We start from the raw sequence: 21,304 nt of genomic DNA, 5'->3' as shown, positions 1-21,304 counted from the left end.
GGCAGGCATCGCGCCTGCCGTTTTTTCATGATCTGCAATCGTCGTATTCGGCACCAGAAGTAGTACGCGCCCGGTGACGGCGTTGCTATACCAGCTTGCTCTGGCGCAGTTGCCATACGCTGGCTGGTGGGGCAAAGCTGTCGGGGTCGGCCAGTTCCCAGTAGTCGCGAAAGACCGGATGCTGTGCCGCGCCGCCCGAGAGCAAGGCGTTTGGTGGCACGAAGTCGAACAGGGTGGCGAGATTGCGAACCTCATGGCGGGAGATCCGGCGAATCACATGCTCGGGACCCAGCTCCCCGGGGTGATTGAGACCGGCGGCGGCCAGCATTTCGGCCAGTGCCTTCAAAGTGTTGGCGTGGAAGTGCCGCACCCGCTCGGCCTTGAGGGGCACGTCCAGTCGGCCGCCGCGTTGCGGGTTCTGGGTCGCTACGCCGCTCGGACAGCGGTCGGTGTGGCAGCTCTGGGCCTGGATGCAGCCCAGGGCAAACATGTAACCCCGCGCAGCGTTGCACCAGTCGGCGCCGAGCGCCATGGTGCGGGCGATGTCGAAGGCGCTGATGACCTTGCCGGCGGCCCCCACGCGGACCTTGTCGCGCAGGCCGGCGCCGACCAGGGTGTTGTGCACCAGCAACAGGGCCTCGGTGAGCGGCATGCCGAGGCGGTTGACGAATTCCAGCGGCGCGGCGCCGGTGCCGCCCTGGCCGCCATCCACCACCACGAAGTCCGGATGGTCGCCTTCCTCGCGCATGGCCTTGACCATGGCGAACCATTCCCAGGGATGGCCGATGGCCAGCTTGATGCCTACCGGCTTGCCGCCGGAAAGCTCGCGTAGCCGCTGGATGAAGGCGATCATCTCGCGCGGTGTGCTGAAGGCGCTGTGGGCCGCCGGCGATATCACGTCGAGACCTTCCGGCACGCCGCGGGTCGCGGCGATCTCGGGCGTCACCTTGGGGCCGGGCAGCACGCCGCCATGACCGGGTTTGGCGCCCTGGGAAAGCTTGATCTCGATCATCTTCACCGCCTCGAGCCCGGCGGTCTCGGCGAATCGCTCGGGATCGAAGCGACCCTCGGCGTCGCGGCAGCCGAAGTAGCCGGAGCCGAGTTCCCAGACGAGGTCGCCGCCCTGGCGATGATGGGGCGACAGGCCGCCTTCGCCGGTGTCGTGATAGAAGCCGCCGTCCCGCGCGCCTTCGTTCAGGGCGCGGATGGCGTTGGCCGAGAGCGCGCCGAAGCTCATCGCCGAGATGTTGAAGACGCTGGCGGAGTAGGGGCGGGGCCGGTCGGCGCCGATGACGATCCGGAAGTCGTGATCCTCGATGCGCGTCGGCGCCAGGGAATGATTCATCCATTCATAGCCCGGGGCCTGCATGTCGCGCTGGGAGCCGAACGGTTGCTTGTCGATGGTGTTCTTGGCGCGTCGATAGACCAGGCTGCGCTGTTCCCGGGAGAAGGGGCGTTCTTCGGTGTCCGACTGGATGAAATACTGGCGGATCTCGGGGCCGATGGACTCCAGCCAGTAGCGCAGGTGAGCCAGGATCGGGTAGTTGCGGCTGACGGTGTGATGATGCTGGAACAGGTCGTGGGTACCCAGGGCGGCCAGCAGGCCGAAGGCCAGAACACCGAGCCCCCAGGGCCAGGCATGGAGCAAGGCCAGCCCCAGCAGACAGACGACGAGGCCGGCGAGGCTGATGGCATAGGCGCCGTAGCGGCTCGGCAGGCGATACATGGATACGCTCTCCTTGCGATGAGGGTCCGGCTATTGCATGTCGCGGAAGGTCGACTGTCAATCAGTACCGTCGAGCGCTAGCGTGTCAGGCAGTCATCGTCCGGTCGGGAGAGCAGAGTCATGACGCAGCGCCATCGTTTCGACACCATCATCGTCGGCGCCGGCACCGCCGGTTGCCTGCTCGCCAAGCGCCTGACCGAGGACGGCGAACGGCGCGTGCTGTTGATCGAGGCGGGCGGACGCGACACCTACCCCTGGATTCACATTCCCGTCGGTTATCTCTACTGCATCGACAACCCGCGTACCGACTGGCGTTTTCGCACCGAGCCGTCGCCCGGGCTCAACGGGCGGCGACTGGTCTATCCGCGCGGCAAGACGCTGGGAGGCTGCTCCAGCATCAACGGCATGATCTACATGCGCGGCCAGGCCCGGGATTACGATCACTGGGCGGAGGTGACCGGCGACGATGCCTGGCGCTGGGCGAACTGCCTGCCCGATTTCATGCGCCACGAGGATCATCATCGGCTCGATGACGAGGCCGGCGCCGATGCCGCACACCGTGACTTTCACGGCCACGGCGGCGAATGGCGGGTGGAGCGTCAGCGGCTGCACTGGGCGGTGCTCGACGACTTTGCCCTGGCCGCCGAGCAGGCCGGGATTCCCCGCATCGACGACTTCAATCGCGGCGACAACGAGGGCGTGGATTACTTCGAGGTCAACCAGCGTGGCGGTTGGCGATGGAATACCGCCAAGGCCTTCCTGCGCGGTATCGAGGGGCGCGACAACCTGACTTTGTGGCATTCGAGCCAGGTGCAGCGCCTGGGATTCGACGAGGAAGAGTCCGAGCGGCCGCGTTGCGCCGGTGTGCGTGTGCGGCGGGGCGGCGAGATCGTCGATGCGGAAGCGGCGCGGGAAGTGGTGCTGTGCGCCGGCGCCATCGGCTCGCCGCAGTTGCTGCAATTGTCGGGCATCGGCCCGGCCGAACTGCTCGCCAGGCACGACATTCCGCTGATTGCCGACCTGCCGGGCGTGGGCGAGAACCTGCAGGATCATCTGCAGCTTCGTTCGATATATCGCGTCGACGGCGCCGATACCCTGAACACCCGCGCCGGTTCCTGGCTCGGCAAGGCGCGCATCGGTCTGGAATACCTGCTGCGGCGTTCCGGGCCGATGAGCATGGCGCCCTCCCAGCTCGGTGCCTTCACGCGCAGTGATCCCGATCAGCCGTACGCCAACCTCGAATATCACGTGCAACCGCTGAGCCTGGAGGCGTTCGGGCAACCGCTGCACGACTTCCCGGCGATCACCGCCAGCGTGTGCAATCTCAATCCGACCAGCCGGGGCCAGGTGCGCATCGCCGGCCGGGATCCTTCCCTGGCGCCGCTCATTTCGCCGAATTACCTGGCCAGCGAGCAGGATCGACGGGTCGCGGCGGATTCGCTGCGCGTCACCCGGCGTATCGTCGCCCAGTCGGCCTTCGCCAAGTATCGGCCGGAGGAGATCAAGCCGGGCGAGCGCTATCAAAGCGACGAGGAACTGGCGCGCCTGGCCGGCGATATCGGCACGACCATCTTTCACCCGGTGGGAACCGCTGCCATGGGGCGTGTCGATGATCCGTCGGCGGTGGTCGACTCGCACCTCAGGGTGCGTGGCGTCTCGGGGCTCAGGGTGGTGGACGCCAGCGTGATGCCGACCATCACCAGCGGCAATACCAACGCGCCGACCCTGATGATCGCCGAGAAGGCGGCGGGCTGGATTCTCGACGAGACGTCATGATCTCGTCATACATGGCAAATAGTGTTTGACCTGCGCCCCGCACAGGCGCATGCTAGGTAGCAGTAGGTTGGCAAGTCGAACATCGCAAGTGGTCATCGAAACGCTCAGGCATCGATTTCCCGGTGAAACGTTTCTTGTTTTACCCACTGCAACTCGGGTATTTCCCGGCAAATCAATGCTATTTGAGGAATTCGAAAAATGGCTACCGGTACTGTCAAGTGGTTCAACGACACTAAAGGCTTTGGCTTCATCTCTCCGGACGACAACGGTGACGACCTGTTCGCTCACTTCTCCGAGATTCAGGCTGAAGGCTTCAAGTCCCTGCAGGACGGCCAGAAGGTCTCCTTCGACGTCACCCAGGGCAAGAAAGGCCTGCAGGCGTCCAACATCAAGGTTGTCGACTGATCGTCGATTGTCCTGATGCAGGATAGACCACCTTCGGGGTGGTTGGTTGGCGGGGCCCGCGAAAGCGGGCCCCGCTTTCGTTTGTGGGAAGGAATGCCGCGCCCGGAGCCTGCCGCGATTTATTCGGTAGCGCCGTTACGCTAGGGTGTGGCTTTTGTCTGTGGAGATGATGTCGCCATGAGCGCACCCGACGAGTTGATCATCGAGCCGGCCAACGGCAAGGTTGCCGATGCCTGCGTTTTCATCCTGCATGGCCTGGGTGCCGACGGCCATGACTTCGAACCCCTGGTGCCGGCCCTTGAATTGCCCGCCGACGCCAGTGTGCGCTTCATCCTGCCCCATGCGCCTCGGCTGCCGGTCACCATCAATGGTGGCATGGTGATGCCCGCCTGGTACGACATCACCGAGATGAGCCTGGATCGTCAGGTCGACGAGACCCAGCTCAAGGCGTCCGCGGAACGTCTTCAGGGTCTGATCGATGAGCAGATCGAGCATGGCATCGCTCCCGAGCGCATCATCGTTGCCGGCTTTTCCCAGGGAGGTGCGGTGGCCTATCACGCGGCCCTGAGCTTCCCGAAGCGCCTGGGCGGATTACTGGCCATGTCGACCTACCTGGCCACCGCCGACAGCCTCGAGTACGCCGAGGCCAATCGCGACCTGCCCATCGAGGTGCATCACGGCAATCTCGATCCCGTGGTGCCCGAGTCGCTGGGTCGTGCTGCCCACGACCGCCTGCGCGACATGGGATATCCGGTCGAGTATCGGCAATACCCCATGGCCCATGCCGTCTGCCCGCAACAGGTCGCTGATATCGGTCGCTGGCTGTCCGCCCGGCTCGCTTGATGGGTGACTTGGCGAACGCAACCCGGCCCGGTAAGGTCTATCGAAGACCCTGGCGACATGGGGCTGCTTGACTGGCACCAGCGTGAACCGGCATGGAGGAGACGCACATGGCGTTATCGGAGGATTTACGTTTACCCGTGGCCTGTCCGAATTGCGGCAGCCATCTGATGCGGATTCCCAGCGTCAAGAATCCCGACGACAAGGTGCACTGTGCTTCCTGTCAGCGTTTCGTGTGTCTCTACCACGAGGCCTGCACGGTGTTGAAACAAGGGCCGGGCAGCGACAGCGAGGCGTTGATCGAGAAGGCGGTGAATCGCGGCGGTTGAGTCGCAGTATCCTCTCCACCGGGGGATCGTGTTGCCCGTCAGATGAACGAGGGGCCGGCGTCTGGACGCCGGCCCCTTGCGTTGCAGGCCTCATGGCCGTATCGCGGCTAGAGCAGTTCCTCGCCGGCGAGTGCCAGGCGCGAACGCTCGACGCTCATCAGGGTGACGTGGCCGGCGTGGGCCCAGTCGCGGAAATGCTGCACCACGGCGGCCATGCCGCAGGTGTTGGCGGTGAGATAAGGCGTATCGATCTGCCCCACGTTGCCCAGGCAGACGATCTTGGTGTTGCGCCCGGCGCGGGTGATCAGTGACTTGAGCTGCTTGGGCGTGAAGTTCTGTGCCTCGTCGATGATCAGGAAGGTGTCGTTGAGGGTACGGCCGCGCATGAAGCCGGGGGCGCGAATCTGCACTCTCGAGCCGAGCAACTGGCGAGTGGCCTCCTGGTTCCAGGTGGTGCTGCCGTCGTGCTCGTCGCGCAGCAGGTTGTCCATGTTGTCGTGAAAGGCACCCATCCAGGGCGACATCTTCTCTTCCTCGGTGCCGGGCAGGTAGCCGATGTCCTCGCTCATCGAGATCGGCGCCCGGGTGAACACCACTCGCTCGAAGCGCTTGGTGTCCAGCGTCTGCTGGAAGGCGGCGGCGAGCGTCATGAAGGTCTTGCCGGTACCGGCGCTGCCGGCGATGGTGACCAGGTCGATGTCGTCGTCCATCAGCAGGTTGAGCGTGAAGTTCTGGCGGCTGTCGTGGGCGTGGACGCCCCACACGCTGGCGCCGTGGCGATAGTCCGTGAGCAGCTCGAGCTGGGCGCTCCGGGGGCTCACTTCACGCACCACGGCCTCGAAGCTGGCGCCGTTGTCGTTGTCCGAGACCAGCATGCCCAGGTGCCAGTCCTCCGGGATCTCGCCGTTGAGGCGATAGACCACGCGGTCTTCTTCACGGTCGACCTTGACGTCGGCACGCAGGGTTTCCCACAGGCCGCTGCCGTCGTGACCGGCCTCGGGATAGATATGCGCGCCGCTGATCATGGCGTCGCTGTCGTCGAAGGCACGATCGGTGAGGTAGTCCTCCACCGGCACGCCGAGCGCTGCCGCCTTGACCCTCAGGTTGATGTCCTTGGTGACCAGCACGACCGAGGCGTCGGGACGCTCGTCGCGCAGCCGGCAGGTTTCGGTGAGCAGTCGGTTGTCGGGACTGTCCTCGAGCGGGTCGATGGGCTTGAGGTCGTTGTAGCAGAGCAGGCGGAGACGGCCTTCGGGGCCGATGAGACGAGGGATGGGGATGCCGTCGCGAATCTGGTCGATATCGACGTTGGCGGTGAGGTCCGACAGGGTGCGGCTGACTTGCCGGGCGGTGCGAGCGATCTCGCGGATTCCGTTCTTGTGCTTGTCCAACTCCTCGAGCACGGTCATCGGGATCACCACTTCGTGCTCATCGAACTGGTAGAGGGCGGCGGGGTCGTGGATCAGGACATTGGTGTCCAGCACGTAAAGCCGGGTGGCTTTCTTGTCGATGCGTACCATCGGCGCAGCTCTCCTGATTGTCACCGGATCGGCGTCACCAACATGACGCCTCGATGTCGACACTGTCAGCGCAAAATGTCAGATCTGTGACAGGGCGTGACGTGTCTCCCTGATCGTACGGTGTGTTGGCCTCCTTTCTATTGCGTTGGACATTGGATGCTACCAAAGGGTGCAAAGTCGGCATTGCCGTCAGCACTTTCTTAGCATGGACCATATCGTCAAGTCTGCAAGTAGAGGGCCTCCACGCAAGCGCCAACGAAACGGCCCCGCCGGTTGGCGAGGCCGCGGTGTCAGCCTTGCACGAGAACGTGTCCGTCGCGCAGGGCGACGCGCCAGGTGCGCAGTTTCACTTGCTCGTCTTCGATGCACTGCCCGTCGCGCAACCTGAAGTGCTGCTTGTAGAGCGGCGAGGCCACGACAGGCTCGCCCACCACGTCGCCGACGATGCCCCGGGCGATGACGTTGGCGCCGGAGAAGGGGTCGTGATGGTCGATGGCGTAGAGTTCCGGGGAATGGCCGGGCAGGTAGAAGATCGCCACCTGGGCGGGGCCGTCACGGGTCTCGATACGGGCGGCGATGCCGGAGTGGGCGACCAGGTCGTCCCTGGTGCACAGGGACTGCCAGTCGTTGGAGGTGGTCAGGTCTTCTGCGGTGGCGGTGGTCATGGGAGAGCTCCTTGGTTGTTCTGGAAATCCCGGTTGTTCAGGAGACAGGCCGGTGGCCAGGACTTGCGGGCCTGAGGGAGCCGGCGGCGACTTGCTCTCTCGGGGCTGATCCGTCGACAGGTCTTCGAGGAGGCGCTGTGAACCCATCCCTGGGCGCTACCTACGCCATTCATGGCGTAGGACCTCCTCTTCGACCTGTCCCCGGCGCCCCTCGTTGGCATGAGGACCAACCGTAGCGAAAGCGTCGTTCAGGCGGGTCTGAGTTGGCCACGCTCCTCGGTCACGATGATGTCCGGGTCCGGCCGCTCGTCGTTGACGAAGCTGCGGAAGCGCTTGAGTTTCTCGGGGTCGGAAAGGGCGCCGGCCCACTCGCACTCGTAGTTGTCGATCACCGTCTGCATCTGGCGCTCGAGTTCATCGCCGAGCCCCAAGCTGTCGTCGATCACGATCTCCTTGAGATAGTCGAGCCCGCCTTCGAGGTTTTCGCGCCACACCGAGGTGCGCTGCAGCCGGTCGGCGGTACGCACGTAGAACATCAGGAAGCGGTCGATGTAACGGATCAGGGTGTCGTCGTCGAGGTCGGTGGCGAACAGCTCGGCATGGCGCGGACGCATGCCGCCGTTGCCGCACACGTAGAGGTTCCAGCCGTGCTCGGTGGCGATCACGCCGACATCCTTGCTCTGCGCCTCGGCGCACTCCCGGGTGCAGCCGGAGACGGCCAACTTGAGCTTGTGCGGCGAACGCAGCCCCTTGTAGCGATTCTCGAGGCGGATCGCCATGCCCACGCTGTCCTGCACGCCGTAGCGGCACCAGGTGCTGCCCACGCAGGACTTCACCGTGCGCAACGACTTGGCGTAGGCGTGACCGGTCTCGAAGCCTGCCTCGAGAAGCTCGCCCCAGATACTGGGCAGATCCTCCAGGCGCGCGCCGAACAGGTCGATGCGCTGGCCGCCGGTGACCTTGGTGTACAGGCCGTACTTCTCGCCGACCTGGCCGAGCACGATCAGCTTGTCGGGCGTGATCTCGCCGCCGGGCACGCGCGGCACCACCGAATAGGTGCCGTTCTTCTGCATGTTGGCCATGAAGGTGTCATTGGTGTCCTGCAGGGGCACGTGGGCGGCATCGGTGATCGGTTCGTTGAAGCAGGACGCCAGGATCGAGGCCACCGCCGGCTTGCAGATGTCGCAGCCCAGGCCATGGCCGTGCTTTTCGATCAACTCGCCGAAGGTCTTGATGCCTTCGATCCGCACGATCGAATAGAGCTCCTGGCGGGTATGGGCGAAGTGCTCGCAGATCGACTGGTCGACCTCGACGCCGCGCGCCTCCAGTTCGCTGTCGACCACGCTCTTGAGCAGCGCCGCGCAGCCGCCGCAGCCGGTACTTGCCTTGGTGGCACCCTTGACCGCACCGAGGTCGTTGCAGCCGGCGTCGATGGCCTCGCAGATCGCGCCCTTGGTGACGTTATGGCAGGAGCAGATCGAGGCGGTGTCGGGCAGGGCGTCGGGGCCCAGGGTCGGGGCGCCTTCGACATTGGGCAGGATCAGCGAGGCGGGATCTTCCGGCAGCTCCAGGCCATTGGCGTAGTACTGCATCAGGGTGTCGTAGGTGGCGTTGTCGCCGACCAGCATGGCGCCGAGCAGCTTCTTGCCGTCGCTGGAGACGACCAGCTTGCGGTACTCCTGCTTGATCTGGTCGCAGTAGCGGAACTGGCGGGCGCCGGGCGAGCGGTCGCCGTGGGCATCGCCGATGGCGCCGACATCGACGCCGAGCAGCTTCAGCTTGGTGCTCATGTCGGCACCCTCGAAGGTCAGCTCGCCACCGCTCAGGGTGTCGGCGGCGGCCTTGGCCATCTGGTAACCCGGTGCCACCAGGCCGAAGATGCTGCCCCGCCAGAGTGCGACCTCGCCGACGGCGAGAATCGCCGGATCGCTGGTCAGGCAGCGATCGTCGATGACCACGCCGCCGCGTTCGCCCATTTCCAGGCCGGCATTGCGGGCCAGTTCGTCCCTCGGGCGAATGCCCGCCGAGAAGACGATCAGGTCGGTCTCCAGCAGCTTGTCGTCCTGGAACACCATGCGGTGGCGGCTGGTGTCGCCATCCTCGATGTGCTGGGTCGCCCGGTCGGTCAGTACCTGCACGCCCAGTGCCTCGATCTTCTCGCGCAGCAGCTCGCCGCCTTCGTTATCGACCTGCATGGGCATCAGGCGCGGCGCGAATTCCACCACGGCGGTGTCCAGGTCGAGCCCGCGCAGGGCGTTGGCGGCTTCCAGGCCCAGCAGGCCGCCACCGACCACCACGCCGGTGGTAGCCGAGCGGGCGGCCTCGCGGATGGCGTCGAGATCGTCCAGGGTGCGGTAGACCAGACAGCCGTCCCGGTCGCCGCCGGGGATCGGCGGCACGAAAGGGTAGGAGCCGGTGGCCAGCACCAGGCGATCGTACGCATACCGCCCCTGGGGCGTGACCAGTTCGCGGGCGTCACGGTCGATGTCGGTGACCGCTTCATGCAGGTGCAGCTCGATGCCGTGCTCGGCGTAGTAGTCGGCGGTTGAAAGCGCCAGGTCGTCGGCGTCACGACCGCTGAAGTACTCGGAAAGGTGCACCCGGTCGTAGGCCAGGTGGCGCTCTTCGCCGAACACCCGGATTCGATAGTGCCGATGGGCGTCGCGTTCGACGAGCTGTTCGACGAGATGATGGCCGACCATGCCGTTGCCGACGATGATCAGGTCCTGGGGAGCGGAGTTCGATGCCTTCATGCGGCCTCCTGGTCGAATGTGTCGGTGGCTTGGGGGGCGCTTGCCTGGTCGTCGAGCAGGGTCTCGGTATCGACCTGGCCGAGCAGCAGGGCGCGGCGCGCGCTGCCGAAGCGCATGCCGTCCCGGGAACGGTCGAACAGCCAGGGCCCCATGGCGGTATCGCCGTAGAGCACGGCACCCTCGATGCGGCCGTCGCGCAGCAACAGGCGGCGATACTCGCCCTGCTCGGGGTCGTGATAGGTGAGCACGTCGTGCTCCGGCGTGGCCTCGATGGGCCCGAAGGCGTACAGCGACACGCCGCTGATCTTGAGCTTGGTGGCGGTCGGACGGTCGCGATAGCCGGGGCCGGCCTCGCCGGCCAGGCGGGCGGCGAGCACCTCGACCTGCTGCCAGATCGGTTCCACCAGCCCGAAGGTGCTCGACCCGAACTGACAGCATTCGCCCAGGGCATGAATGGCGGCGTCCGAAGTGGTCAGCCACTCGTCGACGCGGATGGCGCGGTCGCAGTCGAGCCCGGCGGCACGCCCCGGTTCGACATTGGGGGCGATGCCGGTGGCGATCACCACATGATCGGCGGCCAGCCGGGTGCCATCGTCGAGAATCACGGCACGCACCCGGCCCTGGCCGTTGTCTTCCAGCTCGCTCAGGTGGCCTTCGGTGATCACTTCCAGGCCTCGCGCCTCGAGTTCATCGCGCAGCAGCCCGGCAGCGGTGGCGTCGAGCTGGCGGTTCATCAAGCGGGAACTGCGCTGGATCACCCGGACCCGCATGCCGCGCTTGCGCAGCCCCTCGGCGGCTTCCAGGCCGAGCAGGCCGCCGCCGATGACCACGGCGCGGCCACCGTGTCGGGCGGCCCGGGCCAGGGCCTCGGCGTCGCCCAGATCGCGAAAACCATGCACGCCGTCGAGGGTCATCCCGGGCACCGGCGGCATGGCGGAACGCGAGCCGGTGGCCAGCACCAGCCGATCGTAGTCGAGGCTCGCGCCCCGGTCGGTGGTCACCCGTCGTGCCTTGCGGTCGATGGCGGTGACGCGCTCGCCCAGCCGGGTCTCGATGCGTGTGCCGGTCTGCGTGGTCGCGGCGTGCTCGGGCAGGTGCAGGGCATCGCGCTGCATTTCGCCGGCCAGCCAGGGTGACAGCAGGATACGGTTGTAGGCGTCGCTGGTTTCCTCGCCGATGACGGTGATTCGGCGGGGCGCCCGGGGCTTGTCGCAGAGTGTCGCGACCAGACGGTGGGCGGCCATGCCGTTGCCGACGATCACCAGATGATCGATGGGGCCCCGGTTGTCGGTGCTTGTGGTGGCATCGGGTCGCATATCGCAACCTCCTGAAAACGCAAAAAGACGTCCCTGCGCTCCCCGACATCGGGGGCGCTGAGACGTCTTTGTCCGAAAGCGTGGCGATCGCCGTTGATCGCCGGGTGCCGGTCCGGGGCAAAGAAGCTCGCGGATCGGCGTTGTTCGCTCAAGCGTCTTTCAAGTTCTACGCCATGTTCTTGAGAGTGCTTTTATATCATCTGGTTACAAGTGACTGTGGGGATCCTTTACCTGTTTCAGGTCGTGTCTCGTGCACGTCATTGGTGCGTGGCGGCATCGAAATGCGCGGGGCTGTAGCAGGTCGAGAGGGTGCGCATGTCGAGCACGCGACCGCTCTCGCGCATGTGCTGGTCGAGGTGCTCGGCGACATGGGACATGATCTCGGCGGTCGGGCGGGGATCGCCGACCAGGCTCTGCCACGCCGGCGGGGCATCGGGCGCCAGGGTCTCGAGGTGCTCGACGCTGCGATCCAGGTAGGGCGGCAACGCCAGCCAGCCCAGGGCGCGTCGGGCATGCTCCGGCGAGGCGTCGAGCCACTGGCTGGCCTTGTGCAGCGCACGAATCATTGCCGCCAGGGTAGTGGGATAGCGCAGCGCCCAGGAGGCCGTCACGCCCAGAACCTTCTCGGGATGCGCCGGCCATAGCTGGGCGCCGCTGGCGACGATACGCCCGACGTCGCGATGCCGGGCCAGGCTGCCCCAGGGCTCGCCGACGCAGAAGCCGTCGATCTCGCCGCTTTCCAGCGCCTCGACCATGCGGGGCGGGGGGAGGGCGCCCAGTGCCACCTGGCGATCGATGTCGATATCGGCACTGGCCAGCCATTCGCGCAGTTGATAGTGCTGGCAGGAGTAGGGGTAGACCATCGCCAGCCTGGGGGGATCGCCGCGGTGGTCGTGCAGTCGGGCGGCGAAGCGTCGGGCATTGTCGCGTGGGTCGCGATCCTCGCCGATGTCGTCCATGTCCTCGGACCAGCGCCGCGACAGCACGATGGTGTTGCCGCCACGGCCGAGGATGAACGGCGCCAGGGTCTCGCAGGGGGCACGTGACAGGCCGAGACTCATGGCCAATGGCAGGGGCGAGAGCATGTGGGCGCCGTCGAGCAGGCCGGAGGCGACTTTGTCGCGCAGCGTCGACCAGGCATTTTCGCGCGAAAGGGCGACCTCGAGCCCTTCGTCGGCGAAGAAGCCGGCCTCGCGGGCGATGATCGGCAGGGCAGCGTCGAGCAGGGGGATGAATCCCAGCGTCAGTCGTTCGAGTTCGGGCGTGCTCATCGTCCCTTCTCCAGTTGTTCGAGGATGTCGATCACGTTGCTGGCCACATCGCCGATACGCTGGCCGCGATCCATGGCCAGCTTGCGCAGCATGCGATAGGCCTGGGGCTCGTCGCAGTCCTGATGTTTCATCAACAGGCCCTTGGCGCGTTCGATGCGCTTGCGTTCGGCCAGTTGGGTGCGGGCCTGGTCCAGTTCGCGGCGCATCGACTGGAAGGATTCGAAGCGGGCGATGGCGACTTCCATGACCGCCTTGACCCGGCCCGGCACCAGGCCGTCCACCACATAGGCGCTGACGCCGGACTTGAGGGCGGCATGCATGGTCTCGGGGTCATGCTGGTCGGCGAAGAACACCACCGGACGTGGATTCTCGCGGTTGAGCAGCGACATGCTGTCGAGGGTGTCGCGATCGGGGGATTCCATGTCGATGATCACCACATCGGGCTGATGGCGGGCGACCATCTCGTTGAGGCTCGTCGGGGCCTGCAGGCGGCAGATGACCTCGTGGCCCTCGTTGGCGAGGGCTTCCTCGACCATGGCGGCCCGCACGATCTCGTCGTCGACCAGGAGGACTTTCAAGGGCTGAGGCATGGTGGCGTAGCTCGTTGCATAGGGGCGTTGCCCGATCTTTTGCAAGATGCGTTCCAGTTGTCGGAAATCCCCATGAATGGCAGCTATGTGCTTTCCCGGAGGCAGCGGCAGGAAGCGCAACGGCCTGGTATTGCACCGAGTCGGTGCGAGCGGGTTGGTGAGATGCGCCCGACCTGTGCGGCAAGCTTCCCGTTTACCTGTGGCGAGATCGTCACGGAGCGCGGCATCCCGGGGACCGGGCATTCCTGGCACGGGGCTTGCTAGATAACAAATGACCAGGATGGATCAAGGGTGATCCATTCATCGGCAAAGACGCCCACCGCTTCTCCGCAGCTTCGGCTGCCGTGAGGCGGTGGGCGTCGTCGTTTCGGCAAGTCGTTCACGACGGGAGGAAAGCGTCATGTCCAGGGCCTCAACGCAAGACGCACGCACCACATGCCCCTATTGCGGGGTTGGTTGCGGCGTGCGGGCCGAGATGCAGCAGGGCCGCATCGTCGGCGTCGAGGGCGACACCGAGCACCCGGCCAATCATGGCCGTTTGTGCGTCAAGGGCTCGGCACTGCACGAAACGCTGGGTGAACAGGGGCGGCTGACACAGCCGCGGCTGGATGGCGCCGAGGTCGACTGGGACACCGCCCTGGACGCCGTGGCCGGGCGCCTGGCCGAGACGCAGCGCCAACATGGCCCCGGGGCGGTGGCCGGTTATCTCTCCGGGCAGCTGCTCACCGAGGACTATTACGTCGCCAACAAGCTGTTCAAGGGCTTTCTCGGCACGCCGCATCTGGATACCAACTCGCGGCTTTGCATGGCCTCGGCGGTGGCCGCCTACAAGCGCTCGCTGGGGGCCGATGCCGTGCCCTGCAACTACGAGGACCTGGAGGACGCCGAGCTGGTGGTGCTGGCGGGCTCGAACCTGGCCTGGAATCACCCGGTGCTGTTCCAGCGGCTGCGCGTCGCCAAGACGCGCAATCCCCTGCTGCGGGTGGTGGTGATCGACCCGCGCGTCACCGACACCTGCGAGCTGGCTGATCTCTACCTGGGCGTGCGTCCCGGCAGCGATGCCCGCCTGTTCACCGGGCTGCTGGCCTGGATGGCCGCACGCGGCAAGCTCGATCGCGTCTATCTGGAACGCCACACCCAAGGGCTGGAGGAAACCCTGGCCGAGGCCCGTCAGGACGATGTCTCGATCGAGGCCATCGCCGCCGACTGCGATGTCGACCCCGAGCGCCTGGAGACCTTCTTCTACTGGTTCGCCAGCCAGCTCCACGTGGTGACGCTATATTCCCAGGGCATCAACCAGTCGAGCAGCGGTACCGACAAGTGCCAGGCGATCATCAATTGCCACCTGGCGGGTGGCAAGATCGGTTTGCCCGGCGCCGGTCCCTTCTCCATCACCGGCCAGCCCAATGCCATGGGCGGGCGCGAGGTGGGCGGCCTGGCCAACCAGTTGGCCGCCCACATGGATTACCAAAGCCCCGGCGCCCTGGACCGGGTGACGCGCTTCTGGAGTACCGACTCGCTCGTTCCGCGTCTCCCGGAAGGGCCGGGGCACAAGGCGGTGGAGCTGTTCGAGGCCATCGAGCGCGGCGAGATCCGGGCGGTGTGGATCATGGCCACCAATCCCACGGTCAGCCTGCCCGAGGCCCATCGCGTGCGCGCGGCGCTGGCCAACTGCCCGTTGGTGATCGTCTCGGAGTGCATGGCCGATACCGACCTGCTGGAGGTGGCCGACATCGTGCTGCCGGCTTCCGGCTGGTCGGAAAAGGACGGCACCGTGACCAATTCCGAGCGCCGCATCTCGCGTCAGCGCGGCCTGATGGCGCCGCCGGGCGAGGCCCGCCACGACTGGTGGATCATCAGCGAGGTGGCGCGGCGCCTGGGCTTCGGCGAGGCCTTCGACTATGGGCATCCGGCCGATATCTTCGTCGAACATGCGCGCCTGTCCGGCTTCGAGAACGAGGGAGAAGGGCGGCGCTGCTTCGACATCTCGGCGCTGGCCGGGCTCGATCGCCAGGGGTATGACGCCCTGGCGCCGATCCAGTGGCCGGTGACCCGCCAGGCGCCGCGGGGAACGCCACGGCTGTTCGAGGATGGTCATTTCGCCACGCCCGATGGACGCGCCCGACTGTTGCCGGTGTCGCCGCGCGGCCCCGTCCAGGCGCTCGGCGAGCGCCGCCGCTTCCGCCTCAACACCGGCCGGGTGCGCGACCAGTGGCACACCATGACGCGCACCGCCCGGGCGCCGCGGCTGATGAACCACCGCAGCGAACCCTTCATCGAGGTGCATCCCGAGGATGCCCGAGAGCTGGGCCTGGCCGATCAGGCGCTGGCGCGACTCGAGGGCGAGGGCGGCGACTATCGGGGCCGGGTCCGCATCTCGCCAGCGCAGCGGCGCGGCGAGCTGTTCGTGCCCATCCACTGGAGCGATCGCTTCAGCGCCTCGGCGCTGGCCGGCGCACTGCTGGCGTCGCATGTCGATCCGCTGTCCGGCCAGCCCGAGTCTAAGCACGGCGCCGTGGCCCTGGCGGCATTACCCAGCACCTGGGAGGCCACCCTGGTGGTCGCCGAGGACCTCGACGTGGACGCGCGGGTGCGCCGGGAGACCGGCTACTGGGCGCGGATTCCCATGGCCCATGCCGAACGCTGGCAACTGGCCGGCGACCCTGCCGCCGCCGGGCGCGACTGGCTGGCCTGGCTGGCCGAGACCCTGCCGGTAGCGGCCTCGCTGTGGTGCGACGATCCGGCCGACGGCCGGCTGCGTGCCGCGGGAATCGAGGCGGGTCGCCTGCGCTGGTGGTTGATGGTCGGTCCGCCGGCCGAGCTGCCGGGACTGGCCTGGCTGGATGAGCGCTTCGCCGAAGCCGCCGAGGGCATCGCCCTGGAAGCGGGCCAACGGCGGCGGATTCTGGCCGCCTGCGAGGACGGCGCCGCCGACGATGGCCCCCTGGTGTGCAGTTGTCATCAGGTCGGGCAGGGCGCCATCACCTCGGCGATCCGCGAAGGCGATACCAGTGTCGAGGCGCTGGGCGCCCGGCTGGCCTGCGGCACCCAATGTGGCAGTTGCATTCCCGAATTGAAATCACTCATCGAAGAGGAGAGGGCCCATGCGTCTCATCCCATCCCTGATGTCGAGCCGGCTTGAGGGCATCCTGCGCCCCGTGGACTCGCTGGCGCGCGTCGCCCTCTCATGGTGGGAGGCGCGGCGCCCATGGCGGGAGGCGCACAACGCTGCGGGGCGTTGTCATGGCCAGCGGGCCGGCCGGGTGTTTCTGGTCGGTGCCGGCAGCGGCGATGTCGAACTGCTGACCCTCAAGGCCGCCCGCCTGCTGCGCGACGCCGATGCCGTGGTCTACGATCGCCTGGTGGGTGACGAGATCCTGGCCCTGATTCCCGCCGGACGCGAGCGCTACTACGTGGGCAAGGCGCGGGGGCAGCACAGTGTCGCCCAGGCCGAGATCGGTGCGCTGATGGTGCGCCTGGCCGGCGAGGGCAAGCGGGTCGTCAGGCTGAAGGGCGGCGACCCTGGCGTCTTCGGGCGCATGGGCGAGGAACTGGCCGCGCTGGACGCCGCGGGGATCGACAGCGAGATCGTGCCCGGCATTACCGCCGCTTCGGCGGCCTGCGCGAGCATGGGCATTCCGCTTACCGATCGCGGCCATGCCCAGCAGCTTCGCCTGATCACCGCCCAGCAGTGTCGCGAGGGAGGCGAGCCGGACTGGCCCGCCCTGGCGCGTCGCGACGAGACCCTGGTGTTCTATATGGGGCTGTCCCGCGTCGAGGTCATCTGCAACGGTCTGCGCGGCGCCGGGCTGCCCGATGAATGGCCGATCATGCTGGTCGCCAATGCCAGCCTGCCCGGACAGGAGGCGCTCGTCGGCACCCTGGCCGACATGCCCGAGCGGCTTGCCGACCATCCGCTGCCGTCGCCCTGCCTGATCATCGTGGGCAGCGTGGTACGCCTCGCCGAGGCGCGCCGGCTGGTCGACACGGCGGTGATGTACCGCGAGGATGCCGCCTACCACTGACGCGATTGCCCACCGGGCGTCACGCTCGGGTCGAGCAGTCGCCAGTAGGTGAGCAAGGGATGATCGGCCGGAAGCCGGGCGTTCAGTTCGCCATGGCCGCCGAGCAGCGAGTGAGTCGCACGCAGCCGCGCATCATCTGGTTCGCCGAGCGTGAATTGCCACGCGTCCTGGCCCTGGGCGCAGGCGAGGCTCAAGGTCGCCCTTTCCAGGGGGACGATCTCGGGCGCTTTCAGTTGCAGGGATGGACTGGTGAGCTGCCCCTTGGCTGCCAGGCAACCGCTCGGTCCCATCCGGCCTTCCAATTGTCCTTCCAGCTTGCCGTCGAGGCCGATGCCACCCCCCAGGGGCAATGCCGAAGTGTCGAGGGCGGCCAGGTCTCCGCCTTCGAGCTGCCAGGCTACGTTCAGGCCCTCCAGTCGTGCGCCGAGCGACCAGCCATCGCCGATGCCCAGGTGCAGTTCAGGGCGCCAGCCATCCAGTCCCAGGTGCCAGTTCAGCGGTTCGAATCTCAGGGGCCAGCCGGGGCGGGGCTCGACGATCAACGCCGTGGCCCGACCATCCAGCAGCCGACCGTGGGGCTCTTCCAGGTCGACTCCTTCGGGCAGATTGGCCGCGATGAGGCCCGACAGGGCGCCGAGCGGCAGGGTGAACAGCAGGGTCAGACAGAAAATGCCGACGAGGAGGATGGCCTGGGCCGCCCGGCCGATGTAGCGCTTCATGGCGTGGCCTCGTCATGTTCGGCGATGGGCTGGCGCTCGAGCTCCGCCACCAGGGTCATGTCCAGCGCCAGGCCGCCGTCCGATTCCCGTGCCAGCGACCACTCGGTGGTCCACCAGCCATGCTGCGCCGCCCAGCGGGCGAAGGTCGTGACGTTCTGCGGCTGTGGCACTCGCCCTTGCAGGCGCAGGCCATGGGCCTGCGATTCCAGGCGCGGCGCGTCGATACCGTGCCGCTCGGCGGCGGCCAGCCAGCGCTGCTGCGTCAGTGGCTGGATGGCCGGAAGACGGGAGGCGGCCGCCGGCGGTGGAGCGGCGTCGTCGGTAACGTCGATAGCGGCCAGCCGCGAGATGGCCAGATAGCCGAGCAGCAGGACGATGATGCCGGCGCCGATGGCCAGGGTGCGGCGTTCCCTGGGATCGCGAGCCTGCCAGGCCCGTTGCAGCGGCGAGAGCAAGGACGTCAACGAGCTCATGGCGTCTGTCCTCCATTGGATGCGGAGGCAAGGTCGATCTCCAGCGTGAGCCGGGTCGGGGTGTCGGTGACTCGGCCGAGAGCGTCGAGCCGGGTGCGCAGGGCCTCCAGCTCGGCGGCGCTCAGCGCCTCCGGGGCCCAGCCCAGGCGCATCCGCTGCCCCGAGACCTCAAGCTGTTGCAGCCTGGCTTGGTCGGGAAGGTCGCTCAGGGCGGCCAGATGTTCCTCGATGCGCGCGCGGCGCTGGGCCAGATCGGCCAGGGCCGAAACCCGCTCCGCCAGGCGCTGGCCGGCATCGTTCGCGCTGGCGGGTTGCGAAACGAAGCGGGCGGCCAGTTGCCGCTCGGCCGCTTCACGGGTGGATTGATGGCCTTGCCAGGCGACGAGCCCGCCATGCAGCAGGAGCAGTGCCACGATCAGCCCACAGCGGCGCAGCGGCAGCCAGGCCCTGGCGCCTGCCAGCGAGATCGGCAGGCGACGGCGTGATCCGGGCTTGGCCGGTCCCGCCTCGGGACGCGGCAAGCGACGTGGCAGATGGCGGCCGAGAAAGGCCAGACAGGCCAGTTCGCCTTCGTCGGCGAGCGGCTGATACCACTCGCGCTCGGCCAGGGCGGGGGGCAGGGCGGTGTTGCGTGGCCAGCTCAGCCAGTGGCAACGGCCTGGCGCCTGATCCTCCGCGTCGTCATGCCAGCGCAGCATCCAGTCGTCGCCGGCGGGCAGGGCGCAGAGGGCGCGCTCGGGAGGGGCGGGCTGGCCCATGAAGGCCGGAGCCCAGGCCGTCGGAGAGAGCCCGGCCCGGGCCAGCGTGGCCTGCCAGTCCTGCAGTCGCGAACGTGCCACGCCGACCAGCACCAGGCGGCCCTGGACATGGTCGAGCCGGGCCAGTGTCAGCGGCTCGCCGTTGCCCTCGTCGCAGCGGTACCGAGCGACGAGCAGTGGCCACTCGTCGCGCTTGAGCCCCTTGGGGGCGGTGAGCTCGAAGCGGGTCGTCGAGGCCGGCGGCAACACGAGGATCGTTTCGTGGCCGGCCGACTGGAAGGCCTCGGGCAAGGGCTCGCCGGGTGTCCAGGTGCCGCCCGGCGGTGTCGTCGTTGCGTCGAGCAGCGTCCAGTTCCAGGGGGCCGCATGATCGTGGGGCGCGGCTGGCGGCATCAGCAGCAGCCGGGGCCGAGGCATCCTGCGGCCGCCTTGATGTCGAGGCAGTCGAATCGGCAGCGATGTCATGAAGCCTCCTCGGGGGAAGATGTCGGGAAGGGCGAATGGGGCGCTTCACCGCGATAGCGCTGGAGAATTCGCACCCGGGCAGCGGGCACTCGAGGTTGCCAGGGGCTCACCCCCTCGGCTTGAAGCAGGCGCACATAGCGGTATTGGCGGTCGCCGATCTCGATCCGGATATGCAGGCGCAGCAGGTCCGGGGTCAGGGTCAGGCGGCGGGCGAGCTCGTTGAAGTCATCGGGATCGCCCAGGGCGCTGCGCACCGCGTCGACGTTCTGGTAGCCGGCGGCGGGGCGCGATCTCAGCAGGCGTTCGAGCCGGCCACGCGGCACCCGGCCTTCGAGCAGGGAATCGAGCAGCGCGACCCGCTCGACGGGCAGGCTGTTGAGGTTGAGCGCAAGCGGCCCGGTGTCGGGATAGGCGCACAGCCCTTCGGGCAGGCGACGGGAGCGTCGGCTGTCCAGCGGGGCCAGCCAGTTGATCTCGCTGATGTCGGCGAGGGGGGCATTGGCGGTGGTGCGTGGCCCGAGGCCGGCGCGGACATCGTTGGCATAGTCCGGGCCGTCGAGGCTGCCGGAGCGGGCCACGCCGTCGGCATCCATCCAGTCCATCAGCCGCGCAAGCAAGGCGTCGGTCGAGAGGCCCGCCACGGGACGTCCCTGGAGATGGTGATCGATGTAGTGGGTCAACTGGCGCCGGGCCAGGTCGGCGTCGGGGCCTGCCAGGGCATTGAGGTTGAGGCAGCCTCGCAGATCCTCGACATTGAGGTGAATCCGGCCATGGTCGGTGGGGTAGGACAGCGAGCGCCCGCGCAGGCTCTGCCACCACAGCCCCGCCTGGCGTACGGCGGCGTCGGTCAGGGCGCGACGGGCGATCACCTCGGCGCCTTGCGCATAGAAGTCGGCCTGGGTCTGCGCCTGGAGCTCGCTCAGGCGGGCCAGGTCCCGGCGGCCCTGTTCGCTCAGGCTCGTCAGGGTCAGGCTGACCAGTGCCAGGCACAGCAGCACCATCAGCAGGGCGGCGCCGTCCTGGCGCGTGCCGGGGGGCAACGGGCGATTCATGGTTGAACCTCCGGCAGTCGCACGACGATGTCGTGTGCCCGGCCATGACGCTGCCAGCGCAGGCGCAGTCCACGCACTGTCCGAGCGTTGGCGGTGGCCGGTGTCTGGCGCCATTGGCCGTGTTCATAAAAGGCGATCTCGAGGGTCTCGATGCCGGTCAGCCGGGCATCCTGCTGCCACTCAGGCGCGTCTGCGGCATCGAGCAGGCCGGTGGAGGCCAGTTGCAGTTCGCCGCGCTCGAGATTCCAGCTCAGGCGCTGGCGGCGCAGACGACTGACGCGGTCGCCCAGCGCGACGGGCGCGCCGACCAGCGCGACCCATTCCAGCAGGCCCGGCTCGGGGCGGTAGTCGAGACGAGGGTTGAGCAGCGGCTGCCCGCCTTCATGCAGGGAACGCTCGACCAGAGCCTGGAGGCGGTCTTCCAGGCGGCGCGCGAAGCGCATGTCCTGGCGCTCGTCGGGTGGCGTGGCGAAGCGTTCCTCGGCACTGACCAGGCCATTGACCAGTCCCGCCACGGCGACGCCGATCAGGGCCGTCAGGGCGATGGCGATGACCACCTCGAGCAGGGTGAAGCCGGCCTGGCGATGCTCGTTCATGGGCTTTCTCAAGGTCGGTCTCAAG

The 21,304-nt window shown here is 67.4% G+C and carries 18 protein-coding genes; 6 read left to right on the top strand and 12 right to left on the bottom strand.

The window, feature by feature from the left end; translation table 11 throughout:
- Positions 1–85: 85 nt before the first annotated feature.
- On the bottom strand, positions 86–1,726 hold the full coding sequence (locus tag HELO_RS12320; RefSeq protein WP_013332998.1) for an FMN-binding glutamate synthase family protein: 1,641 nt from the start codon (positions 1,724–1,726) through the stop codon (positions 86–88).
- Between the two features lie 120 nt (positions 1,727–1,846).
- Between HELO_RS12320 and HELO_RS12315 the strand changes: the two genes are divergently transcribed.
- From HELO_RS12315 to HELO_RS12300, 4 genes are all read left to right on the top strand, one after another.
- Positions 1,847–3,502, top strand: a complete 1,656-nt coding sequence (locus tag HELO_RS12315; protein ID WP_013332997.1) for a GMC family oxidoreductase — start codon at positions 1,847–1,849, stop codon at positions 3,500–3,502.
- 198 nt (positions 3,503–3,700) lie between these two features.
- Positions 3,701–3,907 (top strand): cold-shock protein, encoded by a 207-nt coding sequence (locus tag HELO_RS12310; protein ID WP_013332996.1) that lies wholly within the window; start codon positions 3,701–3,703, stop codon positions 3,905–3,907.
- Positions 3,908–4,084: 177 nt separating this feature from the next.
- On the top strand, positions 4,085–4,750 hold the full coding sequence (locus tag HELO_RS12305; protein ID WP_013332995.1) for an alpha/beta hydrolase: 666 nt from the start codon (positions 4,085–4,087) through the stop codon (positions 4,748–4,750).
- 107 nt (positions 4,751–4,857) lie between these two features.
- A complete protein-coding gene (locus HELO_RS12300) occupies positions 4,858–5,076 on the top strand; it encodes a hypothetical protein (RefSeq protein ID WP_013332994.1) in 219 nt (72 codons plus the stop codon).
- A gap of 107 nt (positions 5,077–5,183) precedes the next feature.
- On the opposite strand, the gene HELO_RS12295 is transcribed toward HELO_RS12300, so the two are convergent.
- The 6 genes from HELO_RS12295 to HELO_RS12270 all read right to left on the bottom strand — a co-directional run bounded on the left by HELO_RS12295 (position 5,184) and on the right by HELO_RS12270 (position 13,191).
- Positions 5,184–6,596, bottom strand: a complete 1,413-nt coding sequence (locus HELO_RS12295) for a PhoH family protein (protein ID WP_013332993.1) — start codon at positions 6,594–6,596, stop codon at positions 5,184–5,186.
- Positions 6,597–6,886: 290 nt separating this feature from the next.
- A complete protein-coding gene (gene nirD, locus HELO_RS12290) occupies positions 6,887–7,261 on the bottom strand; it encodes a nitrite reductase small subunit NirD (protein WP_013332992.1) in 375 nt (124 codons plus the stop codon).
- Between the two features lie 248 nt (positions 7,262–7,509).
- The gene (nirB, locus tag HELO_RS12285; protein WP_013332991.1) at positions 7,510–10,014 is read right to left on the bottom strand and encodes a nitrite reductase large subunit NirB; all 2,505 of its coding nucleotides are present in this window, start codon (positions 10,012–10,014) and stop codon (positions 7,510–7,512) included.
- A complete protein-coding gene (locus HELO_RS12280) occupies positions 10,011–11,330 on the bottom strand; it encodes an NAD(P)/FAD-dependent oxidoreductase (protein ID WP_013332990.1) in 1,320 nt (439 codons plus the stop codon). The genes nirB and HELO_RS12280 overlap by 4 nt, the downstream gene beginning before the upstream one ends.
- A 257-nt stretch (positions 11,331–11,587) precedes the next feature.
- Positions 11,588–12,601: a CmpA/NrtA family ABC transporter substrate-binding protein gene (locus HELO_RS12275; protein WP_013332989.1), complete on the bottom strand. Its 1,014-nt coding sequence runs from the start codon at positions 12,599–12,601 to the stop codon at positions 11,588–11,590.
- Positions 12,598–13,191, bottom strand: coding sequence for an ANTAR domain-containing response regulator (locus HELO_RS12270; RefSeq protein ID WP_041602117.1), 594 nt, complete (start codon positions 13,189–13,191; stop codon positions 12,598–12,600). Before HELO_RS12270 ends, HELO_RS12275 begins: the two co-directional genes overlap by 4 nt.
- Positions 13,192–13,591: 400 nt before the next feature.
- On the opposite strand from HELO_RS12270, the gene HELO_RS12265 reads away from it, so the two are divergent.
- Both HELO_RS12265 and cobA read left to right on the top strand, forming a co-directional pair.
- Positions 13,592–16,333: a nitrate reductase gene (locus HELO_RS12265; protein ID WP_013332987.1), complete on the top strand. Its 2,742-nt coding sequence runs from the start codon at positions 13,592–13,594 to the stop codon at positions 16,331–16,333.
- Positions 16,296–17,216, top strand: a complete 921-nt coding sequence (gene cobA, locus HELO_RS12260) for a uroporphyrinogen-III C-methyltransferase (protein ID WP_013332986.1) — start codon at positions 16,296–16,298, stop codon at positions 17,214–17,216. Before HELO_RS12265 ends, cobA begins: the two co-directional genes overlap by 38 nt.
- Here the strand turns inward: cobA and HELO_RS12255 are convergent.
- The 5 genes from HELO_RS12255 to HELO_RS12235 are packed head-to-tail and all read right to left on the bottom strand — an operon-like array spanning position 17,207 to position 21,279.
- Positions 17,207–17,935 (bottom strand): hypothetical protein, encoded by a 729-nt coding sequence (locus HELO_RS12255; protein WP_013332985.1) that lies wholly within the window; start codon positions 17,933–17,935, stop codon positions 17,207–17,209. The genes cobA and HELO_RS12255 overlap by 10 nt on opposite strands.
- Positions 17,932–18,408 carry a hypothetical protein gene (locus HELO_RS12250; RefSeq protein WP_013332984.1) on the bottom strand — a complete coding sequence of 159 codons (477 nt, stop codon included), beginning with the start codon at positions 18,406–18,408 and terminating at the stop codon, positions 17,932–17,934. The genes HELO_RS12255 and HELO_RS12250 overlap by 4 nt, the downstream gene beginning before the upstream one ends.
- Positions 18,405–19,631 (bottom strand): type II secretion system protein L, encoded by a 1,227-nt coding sequence (locus HELO_RS12245; RefSeq protein WP_013332983.1) that lies wholly within the window; start codon positions 19,629–19,631, stop codon positions 18,405–18,407. Before HELO_RS12245 ends, HELO_RS12250 begins: the two co-directional genes overlap by 4 nt.
- Positions 19,628–20,683: a type II secretion system minor pseudopilin GspK gene (gspK, locus tag HELO_RS12240; protein ID WP_013332982.1), complete on the bottom strand. Its 1,056-nt coding sequence runs from the start codon at positions 20,681–20,683 to the stop codon at positions 19,628–19,630. Before gspK ends, HELO_RS12245 begins: the two co-directional genes overlap by 4 nt.
- Complete coding sequence (locus HELO_RS12235; protein WP_049786233.1) at positions 20,680–21,279, bottom strand: type II secretion system protein GspJ; 600 nt, start codon at positions 21,277–21,279, stop codon at positions 20,680–20,682. The genes gspK and HELO_RS12235 overlap by 4 nt, the downstream gene beginning before the upstream one ends.
- Between the last annotated feature and the right edge of the window lie 25 nt (positions 21,280–21,304).

Origin of the sequence: Halomonas elongata DSM 2581 (assembly GCF_000196875.2) — a bacterium.
In the GTDB taxonomy this organism is placed as follows: Bacteria; Pseudomonadota; Gammaproteobacteria; order Pseudomonadales; family Halomonadaceae; genus Halomonas; species Halomonas elongata.
The sequence above is the reverse complement of the archived record's forward strand: the minus strand, read 5'-3'. Positions and strand labels throughout refer to the sequence as shown.